The following is a 23,689-nucleotide window of genomic DNA, read 5'->3' on the forward strand; positions in this document are numbered from 1 at the left end:
AATTCATAAAAAAACCAGCTTTCGGCTATTCCTGAAATCTGGCACTCATTTTATGATAAATTTCGGTTAATTGCTTGAATTCTTCTTCTGTTAGTGAGCGAATCATTCGAGTGAGAATATGCAAACCATCTTTGTGCATGAGATCGAGCTGTGTCTTACCTTCTTCTGTTAGATGATTGAAGACATAGCGTCTATCGACATCCGAACGTACTTGCTTAATATAGCCGTTTGCTGCAAGCTTCTTCGTCATGCTCGTAACGGCTGGTAGAGTAACCCCAAGCGTGTCCGCAATTTCAATCCCCGTCTTGGGACCCTCACCTAACATCTGGAGTAGAAAATATTGTGAACCGGATACACCACCTGTATGTGTCTTGCTGTATTCCGATGCGATTTTCCGATATACGGTTGAGAAATCTCGCTCGAATTGTTGAAACTGATTGTCCATGTTCGCCGCCCCTTTAAACTGCTAATTGTGTAAAAATAATTCCTCTGCTTGGATCACATATTCGGGTATGGACCAATCAATCGGCGTAAGTCCATGACGGACTAGAAATTCATTCGTCTGCGAGTAAGGACGTGATCCGAAAAATCCACGACGTGCAGATAGCGGACTAGGGTGAACGGAAGTTAGGATGTGATGACGACTGCGATCCAGCATCTCCGCTTTCTTAATCGCTTCATTCCCCCATAGAATAAATACGACAGGCTCCTGCTTCGTATTCAATTGTCGAATGACTTCATCCGTAAATGTCTCCCAACCCCGCTTGCGGTGTGACAATGGCTCGCCAGAACGCACAGTTAGTACCGTGTTCAGTAGCAACACGCCTTGCTCTGACCAAGCTCGTAAACAGCCATGAGTAGGAATTGGAAGCTCCAGATCACTATGTAATTCCTTGTACATATTGCGAAGAGAAGGAGGAATAGCTACACCAGGTTGTACCGAGAAACTCATACCGTGCGCTTGACCCGCTCCATGATAAGGATCTTGTCCCAGAATAACAACCTTCGTCGCTTCATAAGGTGTTGCTTCAAGCGCGGCAAATACTTGCTCCTGCGCAGGAAACACTTCATGGTCTCGGTATTCATCCGCCATATATGCAAGTAATTCCAGCATGTACGGTTTATTCCATTCCTCGCCTAGAATAGACTTCCAGTCGCTCTTCAACTGATCTTGCCACATTTGAACTTGCTTCATCCTTCGCTCTCCTTACACACGTTCAACCGTTAATTTTCCAGAAGATGCATCGGCTAACTGAATACGACCATCGAACTCTTCACCACTATCACTTGTAAGCTTTAGCTTTGCCGTCTTGCCTTTTTCAATTAATGCTTTAACTTGGGTTTCCGTCAATGTCCGCCCGAAACTATCCTTCCAGATGACAAAGCCGCAGCCCGTCTTGTAGTTCGAACAGCCATAGCCCTTCTTGCCCATAATGATCGTACCGCCGCAGCCTTCACGCGGACAAGTTGTTACGGGAACTGGCCCTTGATTGGAAGTTGCACTTGCTCCAGTCGATTTGCTACGAGTTGCTGTCTTCGGCTTCGATGTTGATTTCGCCGAGCCATCCGCACTTTTCCCTTTACCTGCTTTACTGGCACTACCCTTCCCTTTACCGCCTGCTCCATCGACTTCACCAAAGTCTGTCTGTGCCGCTCGACTCTGTTGCCTTACTTTATCCACGATAAATGCTGCGAATCGCTTCACTTGCTGCATGAACTGTTCATCCGAAGCTTCTCCTTTGGCAATCGCATTCAACCGTCGTTCCCACTGACCTGTCATCTCTGGGGAAGTCAGCAGTTCAACACCCGCATTACGAATCAGCTCAATGGCAGTTCGACCTTTCAGCGTGATCACCATTCGCTTACCCTGTCCTTCGATATATCCTACATTCTTTAAGCGTTCAATCGTCGCAGCACGCGTAGCTGGAGTTCCAAGTCCCGAATCCTTCATCGCTTCGCGAAGCTCTTCATCTTCCACCGATTTACCCGCACTTTCCATTGCTTTAAGTAGTGTTCCTTCTGTAAAAGCTTTCGGTGGCTGCGTCTGCTTCTCTTTCACAATCGCATCCGTACAAGTCGAAGCTTGACCTTCTACAACGGAGAAATCATCTGTTACTTCAGCTGCTTCGTCTTCCTCATCTTCCTCCTTCTTCTTGCTCGTTCGCTTCTCTTGCTTGAGCTCTTCGTAGATTGCTTTCCAGCCTTTGGACAGCAATTGCTTAATATTCGTCTTGAACTCTTCCCCCTCTACGACCGTAATGACCGTATGCTGCTTGTACATGGCTGCTGGGTAATATTGAGATAGGAATCTTCGAATCACGAGATCGAAAAGCTTATTCTCATCCGTAGAAAGCGTTGTACTTCGCTTACCTGTAGGCAGAATTGCATGGTGATCTTCTACCTTCGCCGGATTACAAATCGATTTATTATTGGCATTCACGAGTGCTCGATTAGCTCCCTGTGCCCATTCATCATAAGCCGTACCACGCAGTGCATTAAGCGCACTATGCATCTGTGGAATGTTCGCTTCATTCACATAGTTCGAGTTCGTACGCGGGTAAGAGATAACTTTATGCTTCTCATACAAAGACTGTGCAATGTCGAGTGTCTTCTTCGCAGAAAATCCGAATCTTGCATTCGCATCCCGCTGTAATAGCGTAAGATCATACAGCTTAAATGGATATTCCTTCGTATCCTTCACTTCATACGACTGTACTTTGCCCTCTTTGCCTTTTACCTTTTGCAAAAGCCTGTCCGCTTTCTCAGGGTCTGTCAGCCGATCACCCTGCCACATGCCTTTGTACTCGGTCTCATTTTGTTTAAAAGTCGCTTCCAGATCGTAGAACGTTAAGGAGTCGAACGACTCAATCAGCTTCTGACGCTCATAAAGCAGGGCAAGAACGGGAGTCTGCACACGACCCACTGATAGCAGCACATTGTGCTTCGTTGTAAATGCACGCGTTCCATTCATCCCAATAACCCAATCTGCTTCACTTCGTGCCCGCGCTGCTTTCGTCAAATTCGCATATTCCGAACCTTCCTTCAGTTCCGCAAATCCCTGACGAATTGTCTCTGGTGTTAAGTCCGATATCCAAAGTCGTTTCACTGGTAATTTCAATTGCAAATAGCGCATGATGAGTGCAAAAATATGCTGACCCTCGCGCCCGGCATCGCATGCATTAACGACTGCTCCGCACTGTTTGGCAAGATCTGCAATCACACTCAGTTGATCCTTCGTCCGTGGATTAGGGATTAGACGGAATGTCTCTGGAATAATTGGCAGATGCCCGATGTTCCATTTCTTATATTTAGGGTCATAAGCATCCGGCTCTGCAAGTTCAATTAAATGACCGATTGCCCATGTAATAATGTAATTGTCACCTTCGATATAGGTTCGTTTGTTAAGGGACCGTGGTTCAATTGCAGCTGCAATATTGCGCCCCATGTCCGGTTTTTCAGCAATAATCAACGTTTTCAAAACAATTAACCCCTCGTTTAGCGAGAATGAACCCCCACTTTGGCTCGGAAGACCGAAGTAAAATGGGGGTTAACGTCCATCATACCATGAACGAAGGTTCATGTATAACCCTAGCAGCAAAAAAGTCTGCAGCGTACGATCGCCACAGACTCTTTTTTCATTACCAAATACTTGTAGGATTATAGATTGTAATATACGCCCAAGCGCTAGCTGCAACAGATGGCCACACGTAGAATTCATAAGGCAGAGGCGCATAACCCTCATTCGTATAGACCGTTCCTCCAGTTGGATCTGCCGATTGAATATCGTACATGGACTGCTTCAAGGCAGTCGCATTCGTCCCCTGACGCTCGAATAGATTGATTACACCCCAAGTACCTTCTGTCCAGATGACACTCGGTGCATTTACATAATCATTGTTGTCTGGTAGATAAGGCTTATAGCCTGATACTAGACCCAGGATTTCGTAAGTCATGTTGTATTTATTCAGATCACTACTCTTAACGAACGGGACATTGTTAACTTTAAAATTGTTCAAGTATGCCGTTGCCGTAACCGCAAGATCATGTCTGCCGATAGACTCCAGGAAAATCGAACCCCATGAATTCGCATCGAGCGAACCTGATGGATCATTAATCCCTTGATTGAATCGCTGCTCCGTCGTATTCCAATGCGATCCCAGAAGTGCATTCTTTACTGCAGTCGCTGCATTCTGATAAGTTGCATTGCCACTTAACTGCCCCAAGTCGCGGAAGAAGAAATAACTATCCACGTTGTGCTCTGTTGAGTACCACGCAACATCTGGTCCACCTTTAATACTTCCTGTTGTTGGACTTTGCAATGTAAGCAAATAATCAGCAAGTGACGTCGCGAACCCACGATAAGTCGTACTTGAGAACTTCTTCTCATATTGTAGAGCAGCATACCCCACCCATGCAATCGCTCCACTACGCTTCTTGTTATCGAAATCATTCGAGAATGTATCGTAGGAGAAATATAATGAGCCATCTGGGTTTTTCAAATTTTGCAGCTGTTGAAGAATCTTGTTGGCGCGTGTCTGATCCCCAGCTAACGAGAAAGCAATGACCGCAAGGGCATCGTCATAAATCCAACTGCGGCGATCTACACCAAGCGTATTATGCGAATCTTCAAGTGGAATGTAATACGAGCGAATCAGATCAAGACGTGGCAATTCACTCGTTGAGAGTACTTTCCCATCTGACTTGCGTACGACTTGAACGACTTTCGTACCCACACTGTCTGGAGTCGTATACCCTGTAATATCTTGCCCATTAAAAATAGGCACTTTGCGCGTAGAGAACGTTCCATCTTCGTAAATCGGAGCTTTTGTCTGGTAATAGAGTGCATCCGACTTCGCGAATGTGTACACCTCATATTCAACTACGGTTTTCTTCACGAATTCATTCAATAAACCGACTACCGTATTGTTGTTCTTCACAAGTGCGACTACTGGCTTTCCGTTAAATGTTAAACTTCCTGTTGACCACGTTCCATTCGCATTCAGCGTAACCTCCACTTTCTTGTAAGCAATATCGGTTTCATCGAATACATAGATCGAATAATCACTGCGATTCGTGATGCCACCCCAAGTTCCACTTACAACTCCGCTATATTGATTCGGGTATGATTGCGTGGATTTGATATTCGGATTCGTCTGAAGGGTATGAGTAGGAAGTGGTGCATTCGTAGTGCCAACTGTTCCCGATACAATTCCAACACTTGTTCCATTGTTGCTCGTAATACTCACTGCTACTGGATAAACAGGTGCATCCAGCTGCTTTTTCAGCCAGTTCAAGGAACTCGTCGCATTAGCGTTCACAGTAGCCTGAGACGACTTCATGAAATAGGGCAACATTTGTAGCATCATACATACTACAACTACTATACCGATTTTCTTGATCACAAATTGTCTTGTCATGATCATCTTCCCTCTCCTCAAAACTCAAGTTAACAATACTTTTTCTTTGAAAAGTTGATAGAGAATGATGGTGGAAGCACCGACTACATAATTCTTCTCCCTTAATTGCGCTGAGGTTACTCGGCTTGGCTCGTATGGCGTGTGAACACTATATTTTTCAAGATTATCATGAACGATTGCCATACACTTCGGTGACTTAATGAACCAACCATCAAGAATGACTTGCTCAGGTCCAAGCAGATTCATCATGATCGCTACTGCTTTGCTTAAGACTTGCAGCACACGGCGCATCATCGTCTCTAGCCACGGAACACCTGCTTCATAAGCTTGAATGACATCTTCGATTTCTTCAAAAATAGTGTTCGGATCGTACTTCGCTGCTTGCCGATTTGCCTGCTTAATCACACTCGGAGCGTCATATAAGTAATCATTCAAGAACGTAACTTCCCCAGCTCTGCCTTTATAACCAGACAGTACCTGACCATTTACAATCAGCCCTGCACCTACACCTTCATAAATCCACACATACAGCACATTCTTCACATCAGAATTGCCGAGCAAATAATACTCTGCAAACGCTGCTGCATTCGTATCATTCATGACATGAATTGGGATTGGATAATACGCTTGCAGCTCACGCGCAATTTCGAAATCTTTCAATCCTAATGAACGTGAATACGTAATCGTTTCGTTACTCTCATCGACAATGCCAGGGGATGCAATACCGATTCCTTTGATCATCGACAAATCTTGAATATTCGCTTTAGCTGCAAGCTTCGAGACACATGTGCGTATACATTCGAGCACATTCTCATGCCCAATCACAGCTGGTACCGTGATCTCTGCGATCACGTCATTGTGATAATTCGATAATGTGCCGTAGAATATACGATTCCCAAGACCAATAGAGATCACGAATCCATTGTCCCTGCTTATCTCAAGCATGATTGCCCTTCTACCTGCTCCTGGTGATGACTTCTCCCCTAATTCCACGATAAAACCTTCTGCAATCAACTCATCAACGAGAGAGGAAATGGTCGTTGCACTAAGCTTTGTTGTCTGTGCAATTTCCGCGCGAGACAACGCTTTTTCCCGTTGTAGCATACTTAGAATGGTAGAGCGATTAATTTCTTTCATTAAGAACAAATTCCCGCGAACATGTTTCATGGCATGACCTTTCTATTTTGACATTTCCTTGTATTTCGCATAGGCTTTCTGCTGAATTTGATTCACTTCATCAAAACGCATTGATTTCACCTTTGCAACAAAATCATCAAATTTCCCTATTGGCTCTTGACCAATAATAAACTTACTCATCATTTCATCAACATACGTATTCATTGGAGTAGAAATTTCATTGAACTTCTCAGCATCATCTTCTGTGTATTTTAGCGACGGAACTGGATCTCTGAAGTAGTTATGATCAACGTAATCAAACAATTGCTTACAAGCATCATCACTTACACAGGAAGCTTTCTCATAACGTGCATCTTGGCGGAAACCAATGAGTGACTGTGCCCCAATCCGGTACAACGCTTTAGCAGACCCATCCGCATTCTTCGTAATTTTATCAGTATATTTCACGTCATTACCCGACTTCGTATACGTGTCTCCTTCCAGACCAAAGTTAAGCAGCAATTGTCCTTCGTCACTGTACACATAGTCGAATAATTTCATTGTAGCTTCGACATTCTTGTTCTTATTACCGATTGCCCAAGCCCATGGCACCGTAATTTGCTGTTGTCTGCTCGTAAGTGGTTTGTCACCTTTTTTCAATACAGGAGGCTGTGCGACTTGGAAGTTAAATCCAGGTATCTTCTGCGCTTCAGGTCTTGCGTTAAACCCTGCAACATAACCGACCCAGTGATTCGTCACACCGACTTTATCATTAAAGATCATCGCCGTGTAATCTTTCTCTTGGCGGGACAGCATCTCCTTATCGAGCAGCCCTTCACTGTACCATTTATTCATCGTCGCTAAATATTCTTTGGCTCTTGGATCAATTGGGGTGAATACCATCTTCCCGCTTTCTTCCATCCAGCGTCCATCCGCATTGAGATCGATTCCCCAAGCATCTGCAAAGTTCAAGTAATACGTATCAGGCGTACCTGTTGTGGCAAAAGGAACTTCATCATTCGCATCGCCATTGCCGTTGGCATCCTTTTCCTTGAACGCCTTAAGTACCGTATACCAATCATCAATCGTCTCTGGCATCGGTAAACCGAGCTTATCTAGCCAATCTTTACGTACAAGTGGGCCTTCAGAAGTACGAACAGCGGATAGCATTGGAATGGAGTACATATTGCCGTCAGCAGCCATCGTCTGCATCTTAGCAGCTTTGTCGTCCATGAGATATTTCTGAATGTTAGGAGCCTTCTTTATTAATTCGTTCAATGATTGAAAAGCTCCTTGTGCACCAAACTTGTTAAAATCACGAATTCGACCCGATACGATATCTGGAATTTCACCTGATGCAACCATAATCGGGAACTTATCGTTCATTGTCTTCGCATCGCCTGTAATAAATTCAAACTCAATATTCAGTTTCTTGCCAAGTTCCTTCCAGATCATTGTCTCATTCGAATACATCGCATCTGTCGCACGACTTGTAATAAAGATCGATAGCTTAACGGGCTTTGCATTGCTATTCCCATCTGTTGAAGAAGTTGTATTCGTACTCGGGGAATTGGTGCTGCTTGCTGTGTTGCTGCTACATGCTGATGTAATTAGCGTTAAGGCCATTGCAGGTAAAATCATGGATTTCCATTTCATTGTTCTTCTCATTTCGAAGACCTCCATTATTATTTGGCGTATATGACAAACCTTGATCAGCATCTAGCTTTTAACGGCACCAATCATCACCCCTTTCACAAAGTATTTTTGTAGGAAAGGATACAGCGCAATGATTGGCAATGAAGTAATAATAATGGCAGCATATTGAATCGTAATTGGAAGCACCGAAGCATGTTGAACAAGCGCGCGTTCCATCTCTTTGTCAAATGAGCCTTCTCGAATAATTCGCACAAGTAACGCTTGAACGGGTAGTAAATCCTCTTTATTAAGCAGAATCATCTCCCAGAAGAACGAGTTCCATTTACCAATGGCATAATAAAGTCCAATTGCGGCAAGAACCGGCTTAGATAATGGCAGTACAATTTGGAAAAAGATTCGAATATCGCTCGCACCATCCATCTTCGCTGATTCTTCCATCTCTTTGGGCAAGCTTTCGAAGTAGGAGCGAACAATAATGATGTAGAACGTCGATATGGCCGCATAGAGTATGATTGACGCTCTCGTATTGAGCAAGTGCAATTCCTTAATGACGAGGTAGAACGGAATCATTCCCCCACCGAACCAGAGTGTAATAATGATGAAGATAGAGGCAAAATGGCGCAGCTTCCAATCCTTACGTGATAAGGGGTAAGCAGCTAACACTGTTAGCATTAAACTAAACAACGTACCAACCACCGTGTAGAAGATCGTATTGGCATAAGCGATCATAATTCCTTTATAACTAAGCACAGTTTCATAAGCAGCAAGATTAAACCCTTTGGGAAATAACAACACTTCATTACGTGTCACGCTATCTGTCTGACTGATCGACACACTGATGATATAGAGGAATGGATATAGCGTAACAACACACATACTAATAATGATTACGTAAACAAGGAGAGAGAACCATGTATCTCCATTGCCCAACTTCTTCAAAGTCTTCGTCATACCAAATCCTCCTCTACCACAGTGACGTCTTATTTACTTTACGACTGATATAATTAGCCCCATACACGAGGATGAATCCAACAACACCTTGGAACAAGCCGACTGCTGTCGCGTAACTGTAATTCGACTCTTTGAGTCCAAGTCGATAGACGTAAGTGTTAAGAACATCGGCCGTCTCATAAATCGCTGGATTGTACAGCAAGATGATTTTAGCAAAATCCGTATTGAGCATCCCACCAAGATTAAGCAGCAGCATCACAATAATTGTCGGAACTAAGCTTGGAAGCGTAATGTAACGAATCTGCTGCCAACGGTTGGCTCCATCAATCTTCGCTGCCTCATACAAATCAGGGCTAATGCCAGACAATGCAGCGATGTATATAATGGCGGAGAATCCCGCTCCTTGCCATATTCCTAGCAACACATAGAGCGTACGGAAATATGCAGGATCTTGGAAAAAGTAAATACTTTCAATACCGAACTTTCCTAGAATTACGTTTATAATTCCTACGCTTGGCGAGAAGAACGTTAAGGCCATCCCACACACCACAACCGTTGATATAAAATAAGGCAAATAGCTGATCGTCTGCGAAATCTTTTTAAATAACAAATTCCGAATTTCATTGAAACAAAGGGCTAAGATAATTGGAACTGGAAATCCGAAGATCAAACCATAAATATTAACAAGCAAGGTGTTTCGTATTAACCGGAAAAAGTAAGGATCAGCGAAAAATTGCTTGAAATACTTCAGCCCCACCCAATCACTTCCCGAAATTCCTTTGACCACGTTATACTTCTGAAAAGCAATCACAAGCCCATACATCGGCCAATACGCGAATAGGATGAACCAAATAAATACCGGAAGAAACATGATGTACAACCACTTGTTATGACTAAGCTCCTTCTTAATCGCCCGCCATCTCATAAACCGATTCCTCACCTTCTACTCACTAAATAAATGAACTTGGCGTAACGATCCGATGGTACAAATTACAATGACCCAGTGATCCTTCTTCCCACCCGTAAAATGATTCGAACACAAGCCTACTCTCCTCTAACTCCTCAATCTCCGTAATTAAGCCATAGGTGTACTCCGCAAGTCGGTACGCTGTTGACTCTAATCGAGCAATTAACCCGCCATAACGAATATCGATCACTTCCCAGCCGAATGCTTTATTCGTCATGAACCATTGCTTCCGATGTGCTGCACGTAATTCATGGACAAGTTGAGTTAAGTTCACAAGATCGTGATCTACAAGATGTTTAATTCGCGCTAAATCCTTGTTATCATAATGTTGCTTAATCCGAACCCCTAGGTCGCATTTGAGCCGCAGTACTCGGCTTAACTTCACGTACACATCGAATAGGAATGACCACTCTCCACTTGTATCTGCATAACCTTGCAGCTTCGCTTCCCAATGGGTGTAGTGATTCACAAGATCGAGTGCTGCCACATGATGGTCGAACATTCCCAACAATAAATCTTGCCACAATAAGTACCGAGACGGATTCGCTTCCTCCAAGTTATCAAGTGTCGTACCCGGTGTTTCATCCAAGTACTTCACATTCATGAACGCTTCATAATTACCACCTGTGCACGTATGGAATCTTCTCGCTAATTTCTCATCTAGAACATCAGCTGCATAGGCATGTTCTGCGAACAACTGCAATCCCAATAACCCAGCATAATAATTTCCTTCAGCTCCGTTATCCCCCCACATCGTTGCGATAACTTCCTTCACACCTAATTGTTTACATGCTTGAAGTCCCGCATTCGTTGTACGCAATGTCTTCCCGTAATTCGGTACAATCCCTGTCCAAGTCCATACCCCACCTGCGAATATCGGGTTTGAGCCGAATGCTTGATGCCTTTGAATATAGTCTTCATAGAAAGCTTGATCCGCATGATAGTAATCCCAATACACATACTGAACACCTGCGGGCATTCCATCAATGACCTCTTGTGGAATATGTACATCAGGATCATAATAACGTCCGTGTTTAGAGCCGAGACGGAAATACATATCGCTCCAGATCATCGGCTCTAGTCCATGCTTTTCTGTGATCGCCAGTACCTGATGCAAATGCGCATTCATTAAATCGAATCGCTTCTGGTACCCGTTGTTGTCTAAGTACTTCCCAAGTCCCAGCCCGTGGGCTTCGTCCATTCCAATATGTATCCGTTTGCTGCGAAAAGGAGCCATGATCGACGTGATCATTTTCTCAATAAATTGATACGTCTTCTCTTCACTTACAAGCAGAATATCATCTGTATCCCTGATTCCATTTGCATAATCCCATTTCAATGCTTGTGTTAAATGCCCTAAAGTTTGAATACAAGGAACCATCTCAATACCGAAAATAGCTGCATAATCATCGCATTCTTTTAACTCCTCAAAGCTGTATTTACCTCTCATATAACCGAAGTATGGAAGATCCTCGATTGTATATGTATCCTCCGTGTACAACATGAGAGTATCCATTCCCATAACAGCCATCAACCGTATGAAGCGCTTGATGCTATCTACCCGCAGAACCCCGTTACGAGAGACATCGAACATGACCCCAACGGTCTCGAATTGCGGAGTTTCCGTTTCATGAAAGCGTTTGCCAAATTGCATATTTTCAAGAAACAATCCCAGTGCACGATAGAAATGGACAGGCTGCTCATAGTGGATCGTCCCAACTTGTTCATCGCATATGACTACAAGTGGCCCTGCTTGCTGCTTCACATGGATGAGTAATCCATCTGGATGCAGCTCGAATTTCATTTCATTCTCTAAATAAGATACACCTTGGTACATGTCGTCTGTCAGATCACCCTGAAGATGGATTTTCACTACCTTCACCCCTAACGATGTTTATATCAGAAAATTCTGTATTTGAGTTCATTATATCAGCATTTTTTAATTTGTACAGTGTCCTTATTAATTATTTGGATTATTTTTTTCATAGCCATTTCCGCTTTTTATCTGCGGTTAGATATGAAAAAGGCAGCTAAAAATGGCTTAGCTGCCCTTGTTTCGTTCTAATTATTGATTACATTAATACTCACTACTTGCGAAACGCTCAATGATCTCTTACGAAAATGAATTGTAACTACTCCACTATCGTAATAGAGAAGTTGCCGTATGTTCCTTCACTACTTCAATGATGGTATCCCAATCTCCAATCGGAAGTTCATGCCCAGTCCCCTCAAGTAAAACAAGATTAGCTCCTGGAATCGAACGAGCTAAATTGTGTCCATGTTCAACTGGGATGATCGGGTCCTCTGTACCATGAATAACAAGTGTTGGAACATTAATCTCTTTAGTCCGCTGCAAATAGGTCTCACCGCCACTTATCATGGCATGATTATTAGCAGCAACCATACTATTACTGCGCTTTACATCTGTCCATATTAACGCCTGCATATGATCCTCATTAAATGGATGCTTGGAACCTGCAAGTATACGCCACTTCGCAACTGAGAAGTCCACCACCTCTTGATCATTCGACCAGTCGATTTCACCCAAAGTAGCGAACTTTTCCATCACTTTCTCATCCATAGCAGGAAGATCCGGTGCGAAATTGGAGGAGGAGATGAGTGTGAGGGATAACATGCGCTCAGAATGACGAAGTGCTATCATTTGAGCAATGATCCCTCCCATTGACATTCCGACAAAGTGTGCCTTTTGAACTTGATAGGCATCCAAGACTCCAATCGCATCATCTGCCAAATCTTCAAACGTATATCCTGGATTGCCAAGTTCATAAGTGGTTGACCGTCCAACATCTCTGTTATCGTAACGAATCACAAATCGTCCTGTACTTGCGATGCGTTCGCACATTTCAGTTTCCCAATATACCATAGATGACTGCGCCCCCATCATGAGTAAAATCGCAGGATCAGCAGCATTCCCAAAGCTTTCTGCGCAAATCTCAACACCATTTATCGGAAATAGTAGTTCTGTCATTTGCATATCTCTCCTCTATTATTGAATTTCTTTATATATGACTTCTCTCCATCTGAGAATGTTATATATGACAAATTAGCTCCTCCTTTCATTCATACACTTAAACAGTTCTTTTCGTTTCCTTTAAAACAAGAAAAAGCACAGACTGTATGCCTGCGCTTCACGTACTCGAAAATTAACATATAAAGAGAAATGCTCATAAATCCCTTGTACGCCAAAGATTTACTCATTTCCTTCATGTTATTAGAGTTACCTGTATAGGCACACCAAATTCAAATACGATGCACATCGCATAGCCTTACTCTTACTATTCATTGTGCAAAATACATCGAAATTAGTTAGCCACACGTAACCCTCCGTTCAAATCAATTGAGGTCATTTTAACAAATCAACTCCAATTCAGTCAACCATCATTTCCCAGTTAAAGATACTACTCGGAAATCGACAATCTTACCTAATTGATCAAATCGAATTCGGTATCGATTCGATAATACGGTGTCTTCCTCATCCTGATAAGTCAGTACGACATCTGTGTTTGTCATGTTTGTTTCATGTGAGATATCTGCAATTTTCACAGGATTCACTTGCCCATTCGTGGTATTCCACCACGAATCGAGGTCTTTCACGGTAAGCGATTTTTTAAGCTGCAAACCGAGCATTGCATAAGCAAGATCAGCTTGATCTTGCCTCAGCAAAGCGATAAAATGAGCGGCTAGCGAATCGGTATCTTTATCCGAAATGAGAAGTCCGCGAGATTTATCCCAAGTAAACGGTCCGCCGAATGCTGCTTGAAACACATCAATTGGTACCATCATCTGCCCGTCAATAATCTTCGCTTTCTCACTCATTATATAGGACTTGCCATTCACGAATGCATTCTGCTTATTGAGCTTTAATATGAACTGCTGCTTTCCCCGTTTAATCGCTGCTTGATCGGTTTCCACATCCCAAACAATGACTGCGCCTAATGAATCTGCTACAGACCGCAAAGGCACAAGATTACCCTGCTCAGTAATCGATTCAAGTGGTATGATCTTAATTGGTGTTTCTAGTAAGGTTATGGTTTGAGCAGAAGCTGCCGCTGGCATGAATACCATGAATATGAATGTACATAGTATCGCAATCCGCAGCTGACATATTCTCACATGGATTTTCACATCAAGTCATCTCCTCTTCGAAGATCCATCATTATTACCTTATGCCGTACTCGATGTTTATGCGAGTGCTTGTGTAATGGCTTGAACAAGTTCGTCTGACTCTGGTGTCACACCACTGCCAAATCGACCGACAACCTCACCGTCACGGGAAATTAAGAACTTCTCGAAGTTCCAACGAACATCACCCTGTGGCTCTGCATGTTCTGTTAACCATGTATATAGCGAATGCTTATTTTCACCGAGAATGGCTACTTTTTCGAATAGATCAAAGCTAACGCCATAGTTCAACGAGCAGAACTCTTGAATCTCACCCATTGTTCCCGGTTCTTGTGCACCGAAATCATTGCATGGGAAACCAAGAACGGCAAGTCCCTGATCCTGATATTGTTCATGTAATTGCTGTAAACCTGCATATTGCGGCGTGTATCCACATTTCGATGCTAGATTAACAATTAGAAGGGCTTTACCTTTATAAGATTCAAGTGAAGTCGCTTCACCTTTAGCTGTAGTGACTGGAATGGAATAAATGTTGCTCATGGGTCATCCTCCTTTAAATTTCCCTCATTATACCACAAGCAAAAAACCGATGTCCTCTAAAATCACACGATAACTTGTAAATAAATAGCGAATAAAAGTAAGAGAGAGAACCTCATGGATTACCATGTGATTCTCCCTCTATGTTCAATTCCTGATTACATCGCTTCTCTTGGTGGTGCTAATGTTGATGCACGGTTTACATTCACCATTATCGATACGGTCTTGCCACCAAAAGTAGCCGTTACTACTGTCATACCTTCCAAATTCCCAGTGACAATACCATCTATGATGGACACAATCGATTGATCTTCTATCTCGAAGAGTGTTTGTGCCGTGACATCTTCCGTTGTGCCATCCATATACTCCGCGATTAATTGCAAGGGGAATGATTGCCCAGCCTCGACCTCGTAGCTTGTCGCATCGAACGCAATGGATTGAACATCTGAACTTGGTACAACTGGGTCAACCGAACGTAATACTTGAGTTTGAACGACTTTGTAGACGTTCAATTCTGACGCAGATGCAAAACCACCTGAACCTGCTGTTGCTTCAAGCTTCACATAAGCTGCATTTACTTGCGTAAAGCTCACTTCTTTCAGCAAGTTATTCTGCGCCCAATTGCCACTTGCTACTTTCGTAAATTGAACACCATCCATACTCACGTAAATGTTGTAAGCAGTAATTGTGCCATTGCCTCCATCTGGACGAGGCAAGTAGCTAAACTTACCAATCAAATTCGTGCCACCTAAATTTAACGTAATGGATTGTGGCAGAGGATCGACACCGTACCATTTGATATGCCACCAAGTACTCGCATTGCCATCGAGTGTTTTTTGCGGTTCATCTCCAGCTTGGTAGCTACTTGCTGAAGCCGTCATTTGACTTTGTGAAATTTTGACCAAATTTGTTGTTCCTGTTCCCGCTACCGTAACATTAGCGGTTGCTTGGTAGCCACCCTCTTGTGTTGTAACCTTAATTTGAGCTGTACCTGCACTTATAGGCGTAACGACACCACTACTATTTACTGTCGCAACAGATGGATTGCTGCTGCTCCAAGTAACTGTCGTATTTGCTGCATTTAGTGGCAGTACGGTTGCTTCAAGTGTTATAGGGGCATCTTGCACATTTAAGTTTAACGTCGTTCGATCAAGTGTTACTCCTGTCACTGCTGCCGTTCCATTAATCGGCAAACCAATGAGTTTCACTTCTGAGATTGCAGCCTTCGTGCTTGTATCAGGTAGTCCCGTAATCGTAATCCGGACATATCGACCTTGGCTGCCAAATGTGTCCTTCAGCACTTGACCCGCTTCCGTATTATTCATCCGGTTCAACACTTGAACCCAATTGCTGCTGCCTGCTTCTCGAACCTCAAGCTTATACTTGTATACCTTGCTGCTCTGACCAAAAGAAATTTCCAACCCTTGAATGGAATACATTTTGCCTAAATCGGCAGACCATACATGACCCACATTCGTATCATTTGCTGACCACATTGTACTTGGGTTTCCGTCATTTGCATTGGAGGCTGGGAAAGCCGGGTCTGCACTATCTGCGCTCGCAAGCTTGCCTTGCAAAATATCTCCCAAAACAGGAGGTACTGTTGGGGCTTCATATACATCAAGCTCTGATGCGGATACGAAGTTGCCAACTGCTGCTGTCGCTTCCAGCTTCACATATCTAGCATCTACGGGATTAAACGGAACATACTTCTTCAAATTATTGCGAATCCAGTTGCCTGTGCTAACTTGCGAATAATTCGTACCGTTTGTACTGACATACAATTTATAAGTTGTAATTGTGCCATTGCCAGCGTCAAGGCGTGGTGCATAGCGGAATTGACTGATATTGCGGATTTTACCTAAATCCAAAATAATAGATTGCGGTAACGCATCAGACCCATCCCACTTGGTATGCCAGACTGTACTGGAATTACCATCAATAGCTTTGGAAGCTTCACTACCTGGTTGAAAACTATACGCTGAGGCGGTCATCTGATTTTTAGGAATAGCGGTAAGTGCAGGTACAGTTCCATCACGATATACATTGAGTTCAGCAGCAGCTGCAAACCCATTTAGTCCAGCAAGCGCTTCTAATCTGACGTATTGTGCTTCCACCGTATTGAAAGTCAAGGTATTCTCCGACTTATCTGCGCTCCAATTGCCCGCTGCTACCTTCGTAAAACTTGTACCGTCTGTACTTACATACAGATTGTAATTCGTTATAATCCCATTCGTACCTGAGTATTGTCTAGGCAAATACTTGAGTTTGTTAATGGAATACTTCATCCCTAAATTCAGTGTAATGGATTGTGGCAGCGGATTGCTTCCATCTAGCTTCGTACTCCATATTGTCTCATAGTTGCCGTCAAATGCGTTTTCAACTGGCGTTGTGGAATCGCTGCTTGTTGCGGTTGCTGTGATGTCCTCTTGGACAATTTTGGTTGGGTCATTGTCTGGTCCCGGTGGTGTGAGTACGACTGCATCAAGGAGTGGTGTCGTATCTGCTGTGAAACCTGCGATTTGTAATTCAAATGCTTGGTTCGTCGGTAAATTTGGTGTTTTTACGTATACAATGCCACCTTTATCTGCTGCATCATAATACCAACCGCTTGCTGCGCTTGCTAAGGCCGCTTTGCTACCGTACTCCGTATACACAGTACTTCCAATTGAAACACTGGCCGGTTTCGTGTGCATATGAATTTGGAACTGATTTGTACGAGCCATAAGTTTGCCCGTATAATCGCCAACACTTGCTCCAACTTGAACCTTCAAAGTACCTGTTCCTGACTCAGGAGCAGTAGAGGTGATAAGCGTCTTCGCAAATTTACCTGTACGATGTTCTCTAGAAACTCCGTCATCTTCATACATGGTAAAACTAGAAGTTTTGTAAGGATAAATGTCGTAAGTGATCGGATTTGGCGGCACCTGGCCGTCATACAACGTTTCCGGATACATGGGAATAATAGCTCCAGCCTTAACGAGTAATGGCAACCGATTCAATGGAGCGTTATATTCATCCAACATCTTAGAGCCGTAATGTTCAGCACCTGTCCAGTAGTCAATCCATTTACCTTTTGGCAAATAAATACCATTGCGTACCGTTGTGTCTTGATACACTGGAGCTACTAAGAAAGACTCACCTGACATGAACTGATATTGAGTCAATGTGTTCTTCGTATTCGGATCATTCGGGTACTCGTAGACCATGCCTCTTGCAAGTGGCGCACCCGATTGGTAGGACTCATTCAAATACGTATAGAAATAAGGGGTCAATCTTTGTCTTAGTTTTAAAATTTCACGATTGTAACTTGTATAAGGCTCTCCATAGCGCCATGGTTGCTTATCAACTGATGCCCAGCCCGACATGCTCATCAGAATAGGGGTAAAAGCCTTCCATTGCAGGTCACGCACGTACGTCTTGTTGCTGCCTCCAAAGATGCCATCCACATCCCCAGTTGCATAATTCATTCCCGAGAGCCCCGCTCCAATAATCGATGGAATATGGAATCGAATATATTCCCAGTCTCCCGATTGATCACCTGACCATACCGCAGAATAACGCTGTGTACCTGCCCAACCTCCTACTGACCACACAAATCCACGATCATTGGAGTTGTTCTCGACCCCTTTATTCGCCTGTCTCGTTGCATCTAATGCAAAATCATAACCAGGGCCGACCCACGCAACATCCAGCTTATTCAGTCGTGTACCTGCAACGCCAACTTCTTGAACAATATTAGCCAGACCATTCTGTGTCCATAGCCCCGTGTAAAACCCTAGATTATGAAGCTGTGACACCGTACTTGGCAACTGCACATAGCCACATCCATAGCCATCATTGGGCAATAGCCAGCCGCCAGGCATATCGTTATCACGGAAGCCCTGCGCGACTTTCAGCACATCTGGAGTCGTCATCTTATTCGGTTTATTCGCTCCTGTATTACTTGTGTTATAACAATCTGCATCTCCCATGCTCATTCCCCACCTAGGAATTAACGAAGGCTTTCCTGTTACATCCGTATAGCCAGTTAAAATATCTTTCATTGTATCGCCATAAAAATAATACGCATCGAAACGATTTTCATTATGTGCCAATTGAAGGGGATTAGTAAAGCTATAAGTGCCATCTTGGAACGTGTTGCGCAAGACGCCATAACCTGCTGTACTTAAATAAAATGGAGATGGATTGGAGACTGTTCCACTTCCCCAGTCGCCATAATTATTGGCGATCTTGATCGTACGGTCGCGATGCGAGAAGTAGCCGTTCTGCATCCCTCCACCATAGAAATATTCATCTTCTCCACGGAGTAAATTTTGCGAGGTTGAATTTGCGCTATAAGAAAGTCCTTCGCCTTCTTGCCAGACTATTGTCTGGTTATCGCTCTTATACATGGCAAATTTCAGCGGACTTTTGTAAGCACGAAGTACGAATTTGTCCGTAAACATCTTGTAATAACTGCCTTCATCCGTCCAGTTCACTGTAACTGATCCAAAATCTTCTTTAATAACGATCGGTTCCTTCGGTGTGCTGGTGCTTTTGCCTGTTAACGTCTGAAAACTACCACCGACGCCAAGCCAGAGTCGAACAATGTCATTGCGATAAAAAACAACTTTAACTTTATCATTGCCTGATGTGATCGTGAAAGTCTTGGCATCTGTCTTCTCAAAACCCGTTATGTCACCCACTGTTGCTGCGAATGTTAGTTTTCCACCGATGAAAAATAAGGTTAATATAACCGCCAAGCAGCATAAAAATCCTAATCCGCTTCTCTGTATCCTCACCGCACACACTCTCCTTTTTCATCAGGAACGACGAAAACCAATCAACAAAGGTTTTTATTCAAACAGTTGTAACCTTCCCTCCTTTCCTTGCTTTCCTATCATAACTGGCTTGTTACAGACAGTAGCTAGCTCGAATCATTTCACTCTGCTTGTTCGATTGGATTCAGCCTAGTACTATTTGTCTATTATATAAGAAATTGTTTGGACTTAACATACAATTTTGGATTATTATGGTTGCTTTATTCAGAAATTTGGATCCAAATATGTATAAGACATTAAAAAAAGCCGCTACATGAGCGGCTTCTAAATCATACCTCTTACAGCACTTTACTAAGGAATTCCTTCGTACGCGGATGCTGTGGATTGCTGAAAATTTCTACTGGATCACCCTGTTCTACAACGACACCGCCGTCCATAAAGATTAAGCGGTCACCTACTTCTCTTGCGAAGCCCATCTCGTGAGTGACAACAACCATCGTCATGCCGTCTTTCGCCAAGCTCTTCATAACTTCAAGCACTTCACCGACCATCTCAGGGTCAAGCGCTGAAGTTGGTTCGTCAAAAAGTAGAACATCCGGCTGCATCGCAAGCGCACGTGCAATCGCAATACGCTGCTTCTGACCACCCGACAATTGACCTGGGAAGTTAACTGCCTTGTCTTCAAGTCCAACTTTACGAAGCAGATCACGAGCGATCGCATCTGCATCCCCCGCGGATAAGCCTTTCAGCTTACGGGGAGCAAGCGTAATGTTATCCATCACCGTTAAGTGCGGGAATAAGTTGAAATTCTGAAACACCATGCCCATGCGCTGACGCATTTGGTTAATGTCTGTCTTCTTATCTGTAATGGACACACCATCAAATAAGATTTCACCTTTAGTCGGCGTTTCAAGTAAGTTCAAGCAGCGCAAGTACGTACTTTTACCAGATCCACTTGGGCCGATAACTACGACTACTTCACCTTTAGCAATATCCATATCAATGCCTTTAAGCACTTCTAGTTTCTTAAAATGTTTGTGTAAATCATTCACTTTAATCATGTGCCTTCATCCTCCGTTCAGCGATACCAAGCAGCTTGGATAGAGTAAACGTCATTGCAAAGTATATGACTGCCGCTACGATAAGCGGTTCGAATGGAAGCGCTGTGTTTCCTTTTACCGTGTCCGCATTGTACATCAAGTCATAAATACCGATAATTGATACGATAGAAGACTCTTTAATTAAGACAATAAGTTCATTTCCAAGCGCTGGCAAAATGTTACGAAGTGCTTGTGGCAAAATGATCATACGCATTGCTAGTCCATTGGACATCCCTAGAGAACGCGCTGCTTCCATCTGCCCCTTATCTACTGATTGAATACCACCACGGAAAATTTCCGCGACATATGCTGCACAGTTAATCGAAAGCGCAATAACCCCTGCCAGAAAAGTCGGTAGATCAACACCAATTTGTGGAAGTCCATAGAATACGATATATAACTGAACTAAAAGCGGCGTGCCACGAATAAACTCAATGTAGGAAACTGCAAACCACTTGAATGGTTTAATCGAGGACAAGCGCATGATCGCTAGAATAATACCACCGGCAACACCAATTACCATTGTACATAATGAAAGTTGTAATGTTGTAATGGCGCCGTCTAAGAAAAACTGCCAATATTTATCTAAGAATGAAAAATTCATTGTGTAACTCTCACCCCATCTTGATCTCTAGTTGTATAAACAATAAAAAATAGCGGCATAGTACCGCTATTTCAGGTTATGCTTAATTATCTTCAGCTTGCTTGTTTGCTTCAGTCACGAATTGATCAATCTTGCCTTCTTTAATTAGTCTATCCAAAGTTTTGTTGACTTGATCAACAAATGTTTGATTTCCTTTTTTAATTGCAATCGCGGAACCCGCTTCTTCAACTTTTAGCTCCACATTAGCCAAGCTCATTTCTTTTTGACGCTCTGTGTAGAACTTCGCAAGTGGAAGCTCAAGAATAATAGCATCTACTTTTTTGCTCGTCAATTGAAGCGTGATATCGGAAATTTTACCAAGTGGCTTCAAATCTGCATTCTCAATTTGTTCACCAGCTAGACGTTCTTGGATGGAACCTTTTTGAACACCGATTTTCTTACCTTTAAGATCTGCAAGTGAGTTGTATTTGTCTTTATCTTCTGTACGAACGACAACGACTTGAGAAGCTGTGTAATAGATGTTGGAGAAATCTACGTTCTGTTTACGCTCTTCTGTTGGAGAGAACCCAGCAAGTACCATATCTACTGTACCGGCTTGAAGCGCTGCTAGCAGACCGTCGAACTTCATATCTTTAATTTCAAGCGTTTTGCCCATATCTTTAGCAACTTCTTCGGCAATGCTAATATCGAAACCAATAATGGTATCTTTACCGTTGATGGATTTGTGGAACTCATACGGCGGATAATCTGCGCTTGTACCAAGAACTAGCTTCTCTTTCGAAACTGCGCTGTTCTTTTGTCCACACGCGCCTAATACAAATACTAAAGTGAGTGATAATAATGCAAGTACGATTTTTTTCATCTGACTTAACCCCTCTGTATCCAAGTTGTTTATTGACCCTCTGAAAATTAATATACGCGTTATTATACAGGGAAACTTATAAATATACAATGCATTTAAAGCCATTAATAATTGACAATTTCCAAAACTATTGTACAAGCTATTGTTCACAAAAAAATAGGCGAATATCCCGATTGGACAGGAACTTTCCGCCTAGAGACTCAGTATGATGTACGATCTGCAAGGATCAAGGAGGTTTTGTAATGCATGCTTTAACCCGCGAATCCTTATATAGCGCGATTACACACGGTATTGGCATCCCCTTGTCACTAGCTGGGACTTATATTTTGATGCAACGTGCCTTTACTTTCGGAACACCTTGGCATATGGCTGGTTTTCTTATTTTTGGTATCACGATGTTGCATGTTTATACGTCTTCAACTCTCTTGCATAGCAGTACCTCAATGAAATGGGGTCCGAGATTTGAATTGTTGGATTACTTAGGTATCTATTTATTCATTGCTGGTTCATACACCGCATTCATTTTTATTGGATTGCGCAACAATTTAGGATGGACAATGCTTGCAATCGTATGGCTGATGGCGATCATTGGAATTGCACTTACGTTCTGGGGATGGTTTACGAAGTATCGGCTATTAACGACGTATTATTATGTCGCTATGGGTGTATTCACCTTACTATTTATACAACCATTTATGCAGATCATCCCACTTATGGGAGTCATGTGGCTTATCTTGGGTGATCTGCTCTATATAATAGGAACGTTCTTCTTTATGTGGAAAAGCTTACGTTATCACCACGCGATCTGGCATCTATTCGTTCTAGGTGGTTCCATCTGTCATTTCGTTGTCTTGAACAACTTCTTATTATGGGTGAAGTGAATCACGAAATAAGTTGCGCAATAGTTCCTGATGAGCAGGTGCCGAAAGTGCCTTTTTCACCTGCTCTCCCATCACAACATAGCCTTCTTCATTCGGATGGACCATATCGTCGGATAACAGCATTTTCTCCCGACCGATAAAGGCATCGTACACATTCACATACACAGCTCCCGATCGTTTGAGCCGCTGCATATGTCGATTAAATCGGGTAATCCATTCCACTACAATTGGAAACTGAGGAAAAGGATTGTATAGACCGAGCTGCAAAATCAAGGCAGGTTTACTCGTAGCATGTTTAATTGTATGAATTTCGGCTAAAATCTTACGATTATTCGTAACAAATTGCTGCAAAGCCGATGTGAGTGGACGTGATTCGCCATCTCGGAAGAATGGGACTGCCGCTTGCATTAAATCATTGCCTCCGGCAGTTATTGCGATAATTGCAGCATGCTCGACATGCTCCCGAAGTGCAAGATCCGCTCGGATCTGTTCATAAAGTTCACCTGAAGTCGCTCCGCTTGTTCCGCATAATGCAAACCCAACTTGATCCCCATAATCATCAACAAGTGCACGATGCACCCTGCTTGCATAACCACAACCATCCGTCGCGCCTGTTCCTGCCGTTAACGAGTCCCCGAATGCCAAATACGAATTGGAAAGATTCATGATGCATCACTCCTTCGTTCGGTCGT

At 43.1% G+C, this 23,689-nt stretch carries 18 protein-coding genes; 1 reads left to right on the forward strand and 17 read right to left on the reverse strand.

Annotated features, from left to right (window positions below; genetic code table 11):
* Positions 1-25: 25 nt before the first annotated feature.
* The 16 genes from NV379_RS01465 to NV379_RS01540 form a co-directional block, all read right to left on the reverse strand.
* On the reverse strand, positions 26-445 hold the full coding sequence (locus NV379_RS01465) for a MarR family winged helix-turn-helix transcriptional regulator (protein WP_258205484.1): 420 nt from the start codon (positions 443-445) through the stop codon (positions 26-28).
* 21 nt (positions 446-466) lie between these two features.
* Positions 467-1,195: a uracil-DNA glycosylase gene (gene ung / locus NV379_RS01470; RefSeq protein ID WP_258205485.1), complete on the reverse strand. Its 729-nt coding sequence runs from the start codon at positions 1,193-1,195 to the stop codon at positions 467-469.
* A 12-nt stretch (positions 1,196-1,207) separates the two neighbouring features.
* On the reverse strand, positions 1,208-3,478 hold the full coding sequence (locus NV379_RS01475) for a type IA DNA topoisomerase (protein ID WP_258205486.1): 2,271 nt from the start codon (positions 3,476-3,478) through the stop codon (positions 1,208-1,210).
* Positions 3,479-3,638: 160 nt separating this feature from the next.
* The gene (locus NV379_RS01480; protein WP_258205487.1) at positions 3,639-5,417 is read right to left on the reverse strand and encodes a prenyltransferase/squalene oxidase repeat-containing protein; all 1,779 of its coding nucleotides are present in this window, start codon (positions 5,415-5,417) and stop codon (positions 3,639-3,641) included.
* 24 nt (positions 5,418-5,441) lie between these two features.
* Positions 5,442-6,584: an ROK family transcriptional regulator gene (locus NV379_RS01485; protein ID WP_258205488.1), complete on the reverse strand. Its 1,143-nt coding sequence runs from the start codon at positions 6,582-6,584 to the stop codon at positions 5,442-5,444.
* 12 nt (positions 6,585-6,596) lie between these two features.
* Positions 6,597-8,201 (reverse strand): extracellular solute-binding protein, encoded by a 1,605-nt coding sequence (locus NV379_RS01490; RefSeq protein WP_258205489.1) that lies wholly within the window; start codon positions 8,199-8,201, stop codon positions 6,597-6,599.
* 51 nt (positions 8,202-8,252) lie between these two features.
* A complete protein-coding gene (locus NV379_RS01495) occupies positions 8,253-9,140 on the reverse strand; it encodes a carbohydrate ABC transporter permease (protein ID WP_258205490.1) in 888 nt (295 codons plus the stop codon).
* A 13-nt stretch (positions 9,141-9,153) separates the two neighbouring features.
* Positions 9,154-10,065: an ABC transporter permease gene (locus tag NV379_RS01500; RefSeq protein ID WP_258205491.1), complete on the reverse strand. Its 912-nt coding sequence runs from the start codon at positions 10,063-10,065 to the stop codon at positions 9,154-9,156.
* A gap of 25 nt (positions 10,066-10,090) precedes the next feature.
* Positions 10,091-11,980 (reverse strand): beta-N-acetylhexosaminidase, encoded by a 1,890-nt coding sequence (locus NV379_RS01505; protein WP_258205492.1) that lies wholly within the window; start codon positions 11,978-11,980, stop codon positions 10,091-10,093.
* Between the two features lie 267 nt (positions 11,981-12,247).
* Positions 12,248-13,096, reverse strand: a complete 849-nt coding sequence (gene mle, locus NV379_RS01510) for an alpha/beta fold macrolide esterase (protein ID WP_258205493.1) — start codon at positions 13,094-13,096, stop codon at positions 12,248-12,250.
* 410 nt (positions 13,097-13,506) lie between these two features.
* Positions 13,507-14,253, reverse strand: a complete 747-nt coding sequence (locus NV379_RS01515) for a stalk domain-containing protein (RefSeq protein WP_258205494.1) — start codon at positions 14,251-14,253, stop codon at positions 13,507-13,509.
* 57 nt (positions 14,254-14,310) lie between these two features.
* On the reverse strand, positions 14,311-14,790 hold the full coding sequence (locus NV379_RS01520) for a glutathione peroxidase (RefSeq protein ID WP_258205495.1): 480 nt from the start codon (positions 14,788-14,790) through the stop codon (positions 14,311-14,313).
* A gap of 155 nt (positions 14,791-14,945) precedes the next feature.
* Positions 14,946-19,571, reverse strand: coding sequence for a discoidin domain-containing protein (locus NV379_RS01525; protein ID WP_258205496.1), 4,626 nt, complete (start codon positions 19,569-19,571; stop codon positions 14,946-14,948).
* Between the two features lie 317 nt (positions 19,572-19,888).
* On the reverse strand, positions 19,889-20,611 hold the full coding sequence (locus NV379_RS01530) for an amino acid ABC transporter ATP-binding protein (protein ID WP_258205497.1): 723 nt from the start codon (positions 20,609-20,611) through the stop codon (positions 19,889-19,891).
* Entirely contained in the window at positions 20,604-21,254 is a 651-nt protein-coding gene (locus tag NV379_RS01535; protein WP_258205498.1) for an amino acid ABC transporter permease, read from the reverse strand. The genes NV379_RS01530 and NV379_RS01535 overlap by 8 nt, the downstream gene beginning before the upstream one ends.
* A gap of 82 nt (positions 21,255-21,336) precedes the next feature.
* Positions 21,337-22,116 (reverse strand): transporter substrate-binding domain-containing protein, encoded by a 780-nt coding sequence (locus NV379_RS01540; protein ID WP_258205499.1) that lies wholly within the window; start codon positions 22,114-22,116, stop codon positions 21,337-21,339.
* Between the two features lie 242 nt (positions 22,117-22,358).
* Between NV379_RS01540 and trhA the strand changes: the two genes are divergently transcribed.
* Positions 22,359-22,997 carry a PAQR family membrane homeostasis protein TrhA gene (gene trhA, locus NV379_RS01545; RefSeq protein WP_258205500.1) on the forward strand — a complete coding sequence of 213 codons (639 nt, stop codon included), beginning with the start codon at positions 22,359-22,361 and terminating at the stop codon, positions 22,995-22,997.
* Here the strand turns inward: trhA and NV379_RS01550 are convergent.
* Positions 22,983-23,663 carry a GDSL-type esterase/lipase family protein gene (locus NV379_RS01550; RefSeq protein ID WP_258205501.1) on the reverse strand — a complete coding sequence of 227 codons (681 nt, stop codon included), beginning with the start codon at positions 23,661-23,663 and terminating at the stop codon, positions 22,983-22,985. The genes trhA and NV379_RS01550 overlap by 15 nt on opposite strands.
* Between the last annotated feature and the right edge of the window lie 26 nt (positions 23,664-23,689).

This window comes from Paenibacillus radicibacter (assembly GCF_024721995.1).
Classification (GTDB): domain Bacteria; phylum Bacillota; class Bacilli; order Paenibacillales; family NBRC-103111; genus Paenibacillus_AM; species Paenibacillus_AM radicibacter.

Excerpts from the sequence above, each read along its gene's own strand:
- NV379_RS01465 (WP_258205484.1), bottom strand. The coding sequence starts at position 445 with ATGGACAATCAGTTTCAACAATTCGAGCGAGATTTCTCAACCGTATAT.
- NV379_RS01535 (WP_258205498.1), bottom strand. The coding sequence starts at position 21,254 with ATGAATTTTTCATTCTTAGATAAATATTGGCAGTTTTTCTTAGACGGC.
- mle (WP_258205493.1), bottom strand. The coding sequence starts at position 13,096 with ATGACAGAACTACTATTTCCGATAAATGGTGTTGAGATTTGCGCAGAA.
- ung (WP_258205485.1), bottom strand. The coding sequence starts at position 1,195 with ATGAAGCAAGTTCAAATGTGGCAAGATCAGTTGAAGAGCGACTGGAAG.
- NV379_RS01500 (WP_258205491.1), bottom strand. The coding sequence starts at position 10,065 with ATGAGATGGCGGGCGATTAAGAAGGAGCTTAGTCATAACAAGTGGTTG.
- NV379_RS01490 (WP_258205489.1), bottom strand. The coding sequence starts at position 8,201 with ATGAGAAGAACAATGAAATGGAAATCCATGATTTTACCTGCAATGGCC.
- NV379_RS01495 (WP_258205490.1), bottom strand. The coding sequence starts at position 9,140 with ATGACGAAGACTTTGAAGAAGTTGGGCAATGGAGATACATGGTTCTCT.
- NV379_RS01530 (WP_258205497.1), bottom strand. The coding sequence starts at position 20,611 with ATGATTAAAGTGAATGATTTACACAAACATTTTAAGAAACTAGAAGTG.
- NV379_RS01485 (WP_258205488.1), bottom strand. The coding sequence starts at position 6,584 with ATGAAACATGTTCGCGGGAATTTGTTCTTAATGAAAGAAATTAATCGC.
- NV379_RS01480 (WP_258205487.1), bottom strand. The coding sequence starts at position 5,417 with ATGACAAGACAATTTGTGATCAAGAAAATCGGTATAGTAGTTGTAGTA.
- NV379_RS01550 (WP_258205501.1), bottom strand. The coding sequence starts at position 23,663 with ATGAATCTTTCCAATTCGTATTTGGCATTCGGGGACTCGTTAACGGCA.
- NV379_RS01540 (WP_258205499.1), bottom strand. The coding sequence starts at position 22,116 with ATGAAAAAAATCGTACTTGCATTATTATCACTCACTTTAGTATTTGTA.
- trhA (WP_258205500.1), top strand. The coding sequence starts at position 22,359 with ATGCATGCTTTAACCCGCGAATCCTTATATAGCGCGATTACACACGGT.
- NV379_RS01520 (WP_258205495.1), bottom strand. The coding sequence starts at position 14,790 with ATGAGCAACATTTATTCCATTCCAGTCACTACAGCTAAAGGTGAAGCG.